Genomic DNA, 12,800 nt, shown 5'->3' with positions numbered 1-12,800 from the left:
CCATTCATCCCACGGCTGAAGCCAGGCAAGCTCGGTATGGGCTTTCTGGCGCAATTCCTGTAAGATTTTATGTTCCGTAACACTTACTCTTCATCATAGCTCTCTTTATCCATTGGAAGATACACCACAAACTGAGTCCCTTTTCCAATCTCCGAAGAAACTTCAATGGTTCCTCCCATAGAGAGCACAATATGCTTTACTATGGCAAGTCCTAACCCTGTTCCGCCCATTGCTCTGTCTCTCGCTTTGTCAACTCTATAGAACCTCTCAAATATGCGATTCAAGTGTTTCTCAGGGATTCCGATCCCTGTATCGGACACCACAACCTTGATCAAGGTGTCCTCCCTCTCGATCCTGATTTGCACCTCGCCATTCTCCCTGGTGTACTTAATGGCATTGTCCACCAAATTGAGCAGAAGCTGGTTGTATAAATCCACGTCTCCCAGCATGAAAAGAGGCTCTTTCTGTGTTAGGGACAGAGTTATATTCTTCGCTTCGGCTTTTGGATTCAACAGATGATACACTTTTTCACTTTCATAAGAAATATCAATCTCTTCATTCTTTTGAGATTTCACCTGCTCGATACTGGATAGAGTCAGTATATCATTGATTAATCTAGTCAACCGCTCACTTTCATCGTTGATAATATCGAGAAACTTGTTACGCGTGCTCTCATCCTTAACAAACTTCAAGGTTTCTGAAAAACCCTTTATAGATGTCAAAGGCGTTTTAAGTTCATGTGATACATTAGCAACAAACTGACTTCTCATTTTCTCCAGCTTCTTTAAGTCTGTAATATCTTCAAGCACAACTACTGTACCGACCAGAGCCCCTCTTTCCCCAAGAATCTCAGCAGACTTGATTCTGATATCTTTTCTTATAGGCTCTTCAATCTGCACTTCAAGAATGTCCTCTTCATCATTCAGCATGAAGATCAGCTCTCGAAGCTCTTTGATCTCATATACACTCTTTCCTATGACATTATCGGAGATACCAAAAAGCTGCTTACAGAATGGATTGATCATGATGATCTTGTCCGCATTATCATAGGCAAATACACCCGAGTTCATACTTTTTAATATCGCTTCCAGCCGGTTCTGTTTCTCTTCATTTTCGATAAATGTGGTTTCAAGCCGCTCTGCCATGTTATTGAAATTCATGCCAAGCTTACCTAGCTCAGCATCACTTCTCACCCGAACTCTCCTTGTATACTCACCATTGGCGATTCTATCTGTAGCAAACGTCATCTCTTGGATCGGCTCTAGCAAATAGTCTGCAATTTTTCTCGATATCAGGTAAGACACCAAGATTACAAAAGTAAATGTACCTAACATATATTTTACAAATCCCCCGCCTAAGTTCAATGAGCCCGCTTCTGTAGAGCTTCGTAAAATTTTCCCATCCGAAAGCCTCGTCGCATAATAAACCATCTGTGTATTCAAGGTCTTTGAAATTCTGATGTCAGACCCCTCACCACTCTCCATGGCTTCCTGGACCTCCAGTCTATCCAGATGGTTCTCCAGCCCTCTTTTCCCGGAAGAGTCAAATAAAACATCCCCACTCTTGTCGATGAGAGTCACTCTGATGGAATCCATGACACTCACAAGCAAGGACGTGTTGTTGATCCGATCCACTTCCATGTAATTGATAAGAAGTTCATTATTGGTTTTCAGCTTCTCTTTCACTAGATTTATTTTCTCAAGGCTTGATATCAAAAGAAAAGAGGAGGTCAGGAAAAACATCGCCACAATAATCCCTGCAAGAAACGAAGCTATGATTCTTCTGCTCATGATTCAAGATCATTGAAACGATATCCGATACCACGTACCGTCTCAATATAGACTGGGTTCTTATCATCATTTTCCAGCTTCTGTCTTAAATGCCTGATATGCACATCGACGGTCCGCGTCTCCCCTACATACTCATAGCCCCATATTTTATCCAGCAGCACATCACGTTTCATAACTTTGCCACGATTTTTCACAAGAATATCCAGGAGCTCATACTCTTTTAAAGTCAGCTCTACTTTCTGATTGTTCTTTGTCACCTGATGTTTATCATAATCAATCACAACATCCGAAAAAGAGTACACTGCTGATTCTTCAGTTTCCGAAGCACTTCTTCTGAGGACAGCTTTTATCCTGGCCATAAGTTCCCTTACTGAAAATGGTTTTGTAATGTAATCATCAGCTCCCAGTTCTAGACCTAAGATCTTATCGATTTCTTCAGATTTGGCTGTGAGCATTATAATAGGGATACCTTTGGTCTGATCAGATCCTCTCAGATTTTTACATACTTCAAGTCCATCCATGAGCGGAAGCATCACATCCAACAGAATTATTGTTGGTTTCTCTGTTTTTGCCAAGGAAAGTCCATCGACACCATTATATGCTTCTGCTGTCTCATAACCGGCATTCTCCAAATTATACCGGATCAGTTCCACAATATGTTCCTCATCATCAATGATAAGAATTTTCTCTTTCATCATAACTCTACATACACCTCTCGTTTAATCACAATCAATCTTCTACTCTTATTTAACCATAAAGAAACATTTAGAACAATTGAAACGCAATCAATTAACCTGAAGTTAACGCTCCTAACGGGAAATTCTCATGGCGCAATTTCCATCATCAGGGTTCTCTACTTCTTTTTCCACCCTCAATCAAAATTTGACTACTCCACCAACCTACTGTAATCCTAAAAAAGCTGCATGGATTACTATCCATACAGCTTTTCCAAAGCATTTATCATCTCTTCTGATCTTTGCCCATAAGATTATTGATTTCAGTAAGAAAAGTATTGATGTCCTTAAACTGCCGATAAACAGAAGCGAACCTGACATATGCAACTTCATCCACGTCTTTGAGACGATCCATTACCATCTCTCCGATTTCTGTAGAAGAAATCTCTGAAATCATACTATTGGAAATATTTCTCTCAATATCAGAAGCAATCTCCTCAATCTGAAATCGAGATACAGGACGCTTCTGACATGCCCGGATAAGACCAACAATGATTTTATTCTTGTCAAAATTCTCTCTGCTGTTGTCCCGCTTCACAACCAGTATCGGAATATCTTCCACTTTCTCATAGGTGGTATATCTTTTCCCGCAGGAAAGACACTCCCGCCTTCTACGAATCGCAGAATTATCTTCAATGGACCGGGAATCAATTACCTTGCTTTCTGAAAAAGCACAAAAAGGGCATTTCATGAGCTACACCTCATTACTTATTATATCTGTTGCGAAGGAAGGCAGGAATTTCCAGTTGGTCATCCTGATTTTCGTCTACCGGTTTTGGCTCTTCAGCTCTCTCTTTTCTAAGTGCATCCTTCTGTTCTACTCTTTTTTCCTCAGCCTTATTGTATACTTTAACTTCATCAAATCCAGTTGCTATCACAGTAATCTTGATTTCATCTTTCAGTTTCGTATCAATAACAGCACCAAAAATGATATTCGCATCCTGATCTGCAGCCTCTGTAACAATCTCAGCTGCTTCATTGATCTCAGCTAGAGACAGATCCTCTCCTCCGGTCACGTTAAGGAGAATACCCGTTGCACCATCAATTTTTGTTTCCAGCAGTGGTGATGAGATCGCCTGTTTCACAGCTTCCACAGCTTTGTTCTCACCCTTGCCGTATCCTACTCCCATATGAGCAAGACCCTTGTTCAGCATGATGGTTCTCACGTCATTAAAGTCAAGATTTACCAGACCGTTTTCAGTAATTAGGTCTGTGATGCCTTGAACACCTTGTCTTAAAACATCATCCGCCTTATTGAAAGCTTCTTTGAATGTAGTTCTTTTATCAACAATCATAAGAAGTCTTTCGTTGGGGATTGTCACCAATGAGTCCACTTTTTCTCGCAATTTCTCAATGCCAATTTCGGCATTCTTCATTCGGGTTTTCCCTTCAAAATTGAAAGGCTTCGTCACAACACCAACGGTAAGAATTCCCATGGACCGGGCAATATCAGCAACTACAGGTGTTGCACCTGTTCCTGTTCCTCCACCCATCCCAGCAGTTATGAAAACCATATCCGCACCTTTCAGTGCCGCCATAATTTCCTCTTTGGACTCTTCTGCTGCTTTTTCACCAATCTCCGGATTTGCTCCAGCTCCCAATCCCTTGGTAAGTTTCTCGCCAATCTGGATTTTATGGGTTGCATTGGACTGCATCAGGGCTTGCTTGTCTGTATTGATGGATATAAAATCCACCTCTCCCAAACCTTCATTGATCATTCTATTTACAGCGTTGTTGCCACCGCCGCCACATCCTACTACTTTAATCTCTGCTGGGCCTTGAATTTGAAAATCAAAATCTAACACGATTTCTCCCCCTCATTACTTTTTAATCTTATTTTTAAGGCTAACGAACCAGTCCCGTATCCGTTGAAAGATACTGCTGTCCTCATAATCATCTAAATACTCATCCTCATCGTCTGAGTTCATATTTTTCATATCAACATTCTCTTCGCCAAACTTCATCTGGTATTTCTTGAAAAAATCCTCGTCTGAAGCAGCCGTTGAAACTTCCTCAAGCTGTCGCTCTTCCTGGCGGATCATTTCATCTATGGCTCCCTTGCAGTGAATTGCACTAAGCAGATGATAAGCCAGACCGCTTGATTGGATTGTGAGAACACTGTCATCCCTTATTATATCAGAAGTAATGAAGTTTGTGGACAGATTGAGTGCAGATTTATACATTTTATTGATTGAATTGAACCCGCACAATCCGCCTCCATAAACAACCAATTTTCTTACGTCACCAGTCTCTTGGTGTTTCATCACGAACTTTTCCACAAAGCCCATAATTTCTTCGATTCTGGCCTTGATGATGTCTTCAATCATCTGGTAATCATCATCTTCTTTGGCCAGAGCTCCCCGAGCATAAGACTTTTTCAGTTCTTCTGCCTCTAGTAAAGATATTTTGAGCACAATGGCCAAATCTCTTGTGATATTTTTACCACCAAGCTGCACCGAAGACACATCGACAACCTTATGATTTTTTACATAGACTGCTCTTGTGGTATGAGCGCCTGAATCTACAATAACAGCACCCTTCTGCCAATCGCCTCTAGACAGCAGGATACTTCCTGCACCTACAGTTGACAATCCAGTGCCTGCAATCTTGATCTTCGCCAAAGCTAGAGCATCATATAACTTTTCAATGTAGGCTTTTGGTGCAGTGGCAAGCTGCCCGGAAAAATCAAAGTTGCTGCCGCGAACCCCTAAAGGATTCCCATATATTGTTTCATCCACGTAATACTTTGAAATTAACATATCAACGATTTCATCCTCATCACCTATGGATACTTTCTGAGCAGAATCCATGGCAATATCCAGTTCTCTCTGAGTTACTGCATCTCCAAACAACTCAGCATGTCCTGATGTCTCATAGAATGTAAGGTGTTCCGGCTGAACACATAAAAAGACCGACGTAATGTTTCTGGAAATTTTAACTTCAAGTTTTTGAATTACTTTTTTAACAGCACTTCCCAATGCTTTTACATCCACTATTTCATTTTTATCCATACCTTGGGATTCCACCAGCGCACTGACCATAAATGTCTCATCCGTCGTGGAAAGTGCTGATGCTTTAATATAATGAGATCCGATATCAAGTCCTATAACAAAATGATCCATTTGCACGCATGCATACCTCCCGCATAATATATGATTTTATTATACATTCTATTTTGATAGAAATGAAACGAAATCTGAAATTTATATACAAATTCACAGAATTTAAGAAATTATCCACCAAAACTGCTGTCAGATGTGGAGCTGGACACTTCGGTCACCATGTTTACGGAAATAAAAGCTCTAGGATCCACTTTTCGGATGAATATTTTAAGTTTGATAAAGTCTCTCCTGGTCAGTACCGTAAGTATAATTTCTGTATCTCTTCCAGTGAAGCCTCCCTTCCCCATGAGAAGAGTCGCGCCTTTTTTCATATCATTGATGATATAGTGCATCACTGCATTCCTGTGCTCAGTAATGATCATCACTTCTCTTCTATAGGTAATCCCATCAATGACTTTATTGATGATCTCACCAGTCAAATAGACCGATAGAAGCTGAAAAAGACCAATTTCAACACCAAAAACAACCATGGCAAATATGGTAACCAGAATGTCTGTACCCACAATACAGTTCACCTGGTCCAAAAATGTATATTTGGACACAATGCGACCAATAAGACTTGTCCCGCCGATGGAAGCATTTCTATTGAGGATAAACCCCACCCCTACACCCATAAGTGCACTGCCGAAGATTGTCGCCAGCATTAAATCATCCGTGAGAGGCCCAAAGGGAAAATACTTTTCCATAATATACACTACAAAAGAAAGGCCAAAGGATGAAATCAGTGTTTTCGCCCCAAAACTTGTCCCCAACAAAAGAAATGCTGCAACAAATAATGAACCATTGATCAAAAGCATCAGCAGTCCCGTATTGACACCAGTCATGTGATTGATGACAAGTGCAATTCCCTGAGCTCCTCCGGCCGCAAGTCTGTTTGGTGTGAAAATATATACCATAGATGCAGCCGTTAAAATAATCCCAATAAAAATCAATAGATAATCCTTCACCAGTTGTTTGTTCATACTGCTCATATTTTTGTTTTTCAAGGTACACCTCAATCAATCTATTTTGTTCATCTTCTATTAATATAACGCTTTTTTGTAAACATTTCCATGATTCTTCCTATTTTCACAGTAAACATGCGAAACATAAAAGGAAGGCATGAACATTCAACATAGTTGGAGATTCATGCCTTCCTTTTATTATTACCTGAGATTATAGGCTGCTGTTTTCTCTCATTTCCAGATACTCATCAAATGTACACATTTTATCGAAGAAACTGTCTGGAGTTACTTCAATGACTCGATTGGCCACAGTTTCATTAAACTGATGGTCATGGCTTGAGAATAATAGAACGCCTTTAAAGTCGATGAGTCCGTTATTCACTGCTGTGATAGATTCCAGATCAAGATGGTTTGTAGGCTGATCAATAATCAGAAGATTGGCAGTGGAAAGCATCAGCTTCGAAAGCATACATCTTACTCTTTCTCCACCAGAAAGTACTTTCGCTTCCTTAAGAGCTTCTTCTCCCGAGAAGAGCATCCGCCCTAAAAAGCCTCTCAAATAACTTTCACTTTTCTCCTCAGAATACTGTCTCATCCAATCCACAAGATTCAATTCAACATCATTGAAATACTGGCCGTTGTCACGGGGGAAGTATCCCTTTGTGATGGTTACTCCGTATTTGAAACTGCCTGCGTCAGGCTCAAGCTCACCGGAAAGAATCTTGAACAGGGTGCTCACAGAAATATCATTCCCGGTGAATGCGATTTTATCTTCTCTGCCTACGACAAAAGACACATTATCCAGTACTTTTACCCCATCAATGGACTTACTGAGGTTTTCTACGATGAGGATGTCATTGCCCACTTCACGCTCAGGCTTGAATCCGACAAAAGGATACCTTCTATTTGAAACAGCGATATCATCCAGCGTAATCTTATCAAGAAGTTTCTTTCTCGATGTTGCCTGTCTGGATTTGGAAGCATTGGCAGAGAACCGGCTGATAAAATTCTGAAGATCTCTGATTTTGTCTTCCTTCTTTTTATTCTGGTCTTTAATAAGCTGGGACATCAGCTGACTGGACTCATACCAAAAATCGTAGTTCCCCATATAAATTCTGATTTTACCATAATCCACATCACAAATATGTGTGCAAATCATATTGAGGAAATGTCTGTCATGGGACACAACAATAACTGTTCCTTCAAAATCTGCCAGATAGTTCTCCAGCCAATTGATGGAATGAAGATCCAAGTCATTGGTAGGCTCATCGAGGATCAGTACATCCGGTTTGCCAAATAGTGCTTGAGCAAGCAGAACTTTGACCTTGTCTTTAGATTCCAGTTCACTCAACAATCTTTCATGTTTCTCTGTTCCTATCCCAAGACCCAGCAGCAAAGATGCGGCTTCTGCTTCCGCCTCCCATCCATTCAGCTCTGCAAACTCTCCTTCCAGAATGGACGCTCTCATTCCGTCTTCATCTGTGAAGTCTTCCTTCATATAGATTGCATCTTTTTCTTTCATGATGGCATATAGACGTTCATTTCCCCGGATGACCGTATCGATGACTCTCTCTGCATCAAACTTGAAATGATCCTGCTTAAGGACAGACATCCTCATATCCTTTCCTAAGGAGACTTCTCCTGTATTAGGTTCCAGTTCTCCTGAGAGGATTCTCAAGAAAGTGGATTTACCTGCTCCATTTGCGCCAATAACGCCATAACAGTTTCCAGGTGTGAACTTTATATTCACATCATCAAATAGTTTTCTGCCACCAAAACGTAGACTTACATTATTTACATTCAACATTAATTTCACTCACTCCATTGTCATAATTACTCACACAAATAATTATTATAACATGAATCATCGTCATTAGACAGGTGCATCTTAAAAATATTATTGAATCTCAGAGGAAATGCTTCTTTTTACACTTGAAATATTCGATCTTCTGATTTGTTTAAATCACAAAAAATTCTGTAAATTATTTGTGATTTAATTGACAATTATTATGTTAATTGCTACAACTAAGATAACACTGTATCTCTTGTTTTTTAGGAGGTGTGAACATGAATACGCATCAGATTCTTACTGATACCCCTGACTTTCCTGAGGACAAAATTAAGCAGCTTCATGAGTATATCGACAGCATTGAAGACCGTGAGCATCTGCTCATCCATATTCTGCATAAAGCGCAAGAAATTTTCGGATACCTTCCCCCTGAATTGCAGTTGCATATTGCTCGTACCCTGAACATTCCAGCTTCGAAGGTATTCGGCGTTGTCAGTTTTTACTCCTACTTCACACAAGAAAAGCGAGGCAAACACACCATCAGTATCTGTATGGGAACTGCCTGTTTCGTCAAAGGATCCGCAAAGATGAGAGACGAACTGGGCAGCATGCTTCAAACAGATGCTCACGGAACCACCAAAGACGGACAATTCACTGTAAAAGAAATCCGATGTATAGGCGCTTGTGGCTTAGCTCCCGCACTGATGGTAGATCAGAAGGTCTATGGTCATATCAGTCATGACAATATAAAGACCATTCTGCAGCTGTATAAGGAGGATTCCCATGACTGAAAAACGTGATGATCTCAAAAAAATCCGCGACTCCTTCGCCTCCATCAGATCACTCCGTGAAACCGGCAGTAACAGAGACACACGGATAGAGCTCCTCGTAGGACTTGCCACCTGCGGTATTGCTGCAGGGGGCATGGAGGTATATAAAGCTTTAGAGAAAGAAATTGCCGAACAAGCTCTTTCGAACGTACATCTGGTAAAAGTAGGCTGTATCGGTTCTTGCTACTGCGAACCTACAGTTCAGGTAAATATCCCAGGCCAGCCTCCAGTCTACTACGGCTACGTGGATCCGGATTTAGCCCTGAGGATTGTAAGAGAACACTTGCAAGAAGGCACCCCTCTTGAGTCCCATATCATTCCTATGACTTTCAGCAGAACCGATCCCCTTGGTGCAAAACGAAGACAGCTGAGAATCGCCCTAAGAAATTGCGGTATTATTGATCCGGAAAAGATTGAAGAATATATTGCTTTTGACGGTTATGAAGCCTTATCCAAAGTCCTGATGGATTACACCCCTCTGGAAGTGATCTCCATTCTCAAAGAAAGCGGTTTAAGAGGTAGAGGTGGCGGAGGATTCCCCACAGGTCTCAAGTGGCAGGCCACTGCCCAGGCGGAAGGCACGGAGAAATATATGATCTGCAATGCTGATGAAGGGGACCCAGGCGCCTACATGGACCGCTCCCTTCTGGAAGGAGATCCCCATAGTGTTCTGGAAGGCCTCCTCATCGGAGGATATGCCACAGGAGCTACACATGGCATCATCTATATCCGAGCAGAGTATCCCCTTGCCATAGAACGCCTCACCACCGCGATTGACCAAGCACGCAGCTGGGGAATCTTAGGTCATCACATTTTTGGAAGCAGCTTCGATTTTGATATAGAAATCAGATTGGGTGCAGGCGCTTTTGTCTGCGGCGAGGAAACTGCGCTCATTCATTCAGTGGAAGGAAAACGGGGAGAACCTACAAAAAAACCCCCCTACCCTTCAGAAGAAGGGTATCTGAAGAAACCTACCACCGTCAATAATGTTGAGACACTCGCCAATGTTCCTGAAATCATATTAAAAGGAGCTCCCTGGTTTTCAAGAATTGGTGTTGGCCAGAGCAAAGGAACCAAAGTTTTTGCTTTGGTAGGAAAAGTCCGTCATGTAGGTTTGGTGGAGGTTCCCATGGGCACAACCCTGCGGGAAATCATCTATGATATCGGAGGAGGAATTCCCGATGGAAAGGCATTTAAAGCCGTCCAGACAGGTGGTCCTTCTGGTGGAGTATTGTCAGTGGACCATCTGGATACGCCCATTGATTACGAAAGCCTGCGTTCTCTTGGAACCATGATGGGATCAGGGGGAATGATTGTAATGGATGAGGACAATTGTATGGTGGATATCGCAAAGTTCTATCTTCAGTTCACTATGGAAGAATCCTGTGGCAAGTGCACACCTTGCAGAATCGGAACGAAACGCCTCTTCGAAATGCTGGACAGCATCACAAAAGGCAAAGGCAGCAATCATACTCTCGACCAGCTGCAGCTTTTAGGACAGAACATCAAAAATTCAGCTCTGTGTGGACTTGGTCAGAGCGCTCCAAACCCCGTTTTAAGTACCATGAGGTATTTTGAAGAGGAATATCGGATTCATGTAGAGGATAAAAAATGTCCCACGGGTATTTGCAAAGAGCTCTTTAAATACAGCGTCATTGCGGATCAGTGTGTCGGATGTACCGCCTGCCGAAGAGTATGTCCCGTTGGCTGTATCACAGGTCATCCTAAAAAAGTGCATTTTATTGATCTGAATCTATGTATCTCCTGTGGCGCGTGTTATGATGCCTGCAAGTTCCATGCGATAAAAAGGGCTTAGGTGGTGATATCAATGAACAACAGTAAAGAAAAAATCCATTTGAAAATCAATGGTGCCGATATAGTGGTCGACAAAGGAACTACGATTCATGAAGCAGCTAAATTAGTGAATGCAGACATTCCAACCCTTTGTCATCTGAATCTGGAAGGTTTTGGCATGATCAATAAAACAGCTTCCTGCAGAGTGTGTATGGTAGAAGTTTTAGGCCGGCAGGCACTGGCACCCTCTTGTTCTGAAACTGTCACCGAAGGGATGGAAGTCATTACCGATTCTTTAAAAGCAGTTTCAGCAAGAAGAATCAATCTGGAGCTTCTGCTGTCCAATCACCCCATGGAATGCCTTACCTGCAGAAAGAATCTTCAATGTGATCTTCAGGCTCTTGCAAAAAAACTTGGTATTTACGATATCCCGTTCACCGGCGAAAAAATGAACCGCCCCATTGACAAAAGCTCCTATGCCCTTGTCAAAAACCCGGACAAATGCATCATGTGCAGACGCTGTGAGACCATGTGCAACGAGGTGCAAACCTGCGGAATCTTATCCGCAAACAAACGCGGATTTGATGCATTTGTAGGTCCTGCATTCAACCTTGATATGATTGACACCTCCTGCACCTTCTGTGGACAGTGTGTTGCTGTGTGTCCAACGGGAGCCCTGTCAGAGGTAAACAACATGCACAAAGTCTGGGCAGCTTTATTGAAAAAAGAAAAGCATGTTGTCGTTCAGGTGGCTCCTGCTGTTCGTGTCGCCATAGGCGAAATGTTCGGTATGGAACCTGGGGTCATCACCACGGGTCAGCTTGCAACTGCCTTCCGCAGAATGGGCTTTAATGGTGTTTTTGATACCGACTGGGCAGCAGATCTGACCATTATTGAAGAAGCTTCAGAGCTTCTTCACCGTCTGGAACACGGCGGAAAACTCCCCATCCTGACCAGCTGCTGTCCAGCTTGGGTCCGCTTCTTCGAATACCAGTTCCCAGAGCTACTTGATATTCCTTCCACTTGCAAATCTCCTCAAATCATGATGGGTACAATGATCAAAACCTACTATGCGGAGAAAATGGGTATTTCACCAGAAGACATCATCGTCGTCAGCGTTATGCCCTGCATTGCAAAGAAAGCAGAAGTTCAACGTGATGAGCTGAGACTAGGCGAGCTGAAGGATGTAGACTGGGTCATCACAACCAGGGAGCTTGGATATATGCTGAAAGAAGCAGGCATTGATTTTTCCACTCTTCCGGAAGGAGAGTTTGATCAGATTCTTGGAGAGAGCACCGGAGCTTCTGTTATTTTTGGTGCCACTGGCGGAGTGATTGAAGCTGCTCTTCGAACTGCTTATGAATGGATCACCGGGGAAGAACTTATAGAAGTTGATTTTAAACAGCTGAGAGGACTGGATGGTATACGCCAGGCTACAGTGATGATCAAAGATCAGGAGCTTCACATCGGTATCGCCCATGGACTTGGAAATGCAAGGAAAATGCTTGAGGGGATCTCCAGAGGAGATCTTCACTTCCACGCTATTGAAATTATGGCTTGCCCGGGAGGCTGCATTGGAGGTGGCGGACAGCCCTATCACCACGGAGATATCCAGGTCATAGAAAAGAGGCAACAGGCCATTTATAAGGAAGATGCCGGGAAGCCTAAGAGAAAATCCCACGAAAATGAGATGGTGATGAAGCTGTATCGTGAGTACATCGGTGAACCCTATGGAGAAAAAGCGCACGAACTTCTTCACACCAGCTACACCCCCAGGAACATGATTTAGTAAAACCA

The 12,800-nt window shown here is 42.4% G+C and carries 10 protein-coding genes; 3 read left to right on the top strand and 7 right to left on the bottom strand.

Going from position 1 to position 12,800, the window contains the following annotated elements; all coding sequences use genetic code 11:
- Nucleotides 1-83: 83 nt before the first annotated feature.
- From pnpS to DEF30_RS01835, 7 genes are all read right to left on the bottom strand, one after another.
- Complete coding sequence (gene pnpS, locus DEF30_RS01865) at nucleotides 84-1,790, bottom strand: two-component system histidine kinase PnpS (protein ID WP_294095888.1); 1,707 nt, start codon at nucleotides 1,788-1,790, stop codon at nucleotides 84-86.
- Nucleotides 1,787-2,488 (bottom strand): response regulator transcription factor, encoded by a 702-nt coding sequence (locus DEF30_RS01860; RefSeq protein ID WP_294095886.1) that lies wholly within the window; start codon nucleotides 2,486-2,488, stop codon nucleotides 1,787-1,789. The genes pnpS and DEF30_RS01860 overlap by 4 nt, the downstream gene beginning before the upstream one ends.
- 262 nt (nucleotides 2,489-2,750) lie before the next feature.
- Nucleotides 2,751-3,215 (bottom strand): transcriptional regulator NrdR, encoded by a 465-nt coding sequence (gene nrdR, locus DEF30_RS01855; RefSeq protein ID WP_074909798.1) that lies wholly within the window; start codon nucleotides 3,213-3,215, stop codon nucleotides 2,751-2,753.
- A gap of 13 nt (nucleotides 3,216-3,228) precedes the next feature.
- Entirely contained in the window at nucleotides 3,229-4,329 is a 1,101-nt protein-coding gene (gene ftsZ, locus DEF30_RS01850) for a cell division protein FtsZ (RefSeq protein ID WP_294095880.1), read from the bottom strand.
- 15 nt (nucleotides 4,330-4,344) lie between these two features.
- Entirely contained in the window at nucleotides 4,345-5,646 is a 1,302-nt protein-coding gene (locus DEF30_RS01845; protein ID WP_294095879.1) for a cell division FtsA domain-containing protein, read from the bottom strand.
- Between the two features lie 110 nt (nucleotides 5,647-5,756).
- Nucleotides 5,757-6,608, bottom strand: coding sequence for a YitT family protein (locus tag DEF30_RS01840; RefSeq protein WP_294095877.1), 852 nt, complete (start codon nucleotides 6,606-6,608; stop codon nucleotides 5,757-5,759).
- Between the two features lie 193 nt (nucleotides 6,609-6,801).
- Complete coding sequence (locus DEF30_RS01835) at nucleotides 6,802-8,397, bottom strand: ATP-binding cassette domain-containing protein (RefSeq protein WP_294095875.1); 1,596 nt, start codon at nucleotides 8,395-8,397, stop codon at nucleotides 6,802-6,804.
- Between the two features lie 260 nt (nucleotides 8,398-8,657).
- Here DEF30_RS01835 and DEF30_RS01830 point away from each other — a divergent pair, with 260 nt between their 5' ends.
- The 3 genes from DEF30_RS01830 to DEF30_RS01820 are packed head-to-tail and all read left to right on the top strand — an operon-like array spanning nucleotide 8,658 to nucleotide 12,792.
- Entirely contained in the window at nucleotides 8,658-9,170 is a 513-nt protein-coding gene (locus tag DEF30_RS01830) for an NAD(P)H-dependent oxidoreductase subunit E (protein ID WP_294095873.1), read from the top strand.
- Nucleotides 9,163-11,025: an NADH-quinone oxidoreductase subunit NuoF gene (locus DEF30_RS01825; protein ID WP_294095871.1), complete on the top strand. Its 1,863-nt coding sequence runs from the start codon at nucleotides 9,163-9,165 to the stop codon at nucleotides 11,023-11,025. Before DEF30_RS01830 ends, DEF30_RS01825 begins: the two co-directional genes overlap by 8 nt.
- A 12-nt stretch (nucleotides 11,026-11,037) precedes the next feature.
- Entirely contained in the window at nucleotides 11,038-12,792 is a 1,755-nt protein-coding gene (locus tag DEF30_RS01820; protein WP_294095868.1) for an NADH-dependent [FeFe] hydrogenase, group A6, read from the top strand.
- Nucleotides 12,793-12,800 lie beyond the last annotated feature (8 nt).

Origin of the sequence: Proteiniclasticum sp., assembly GCF_003514505.1 — a bacterium.
GTDB lineage: Bacteria > Bacillota > Clostridia > Clostridiales > Clostridiaceae > Proteiniclasticum.
Note: the sequence above shows the minus strand (reverse complement) of the source record. Positions and strands in the feature narration are given on the sequence as shown.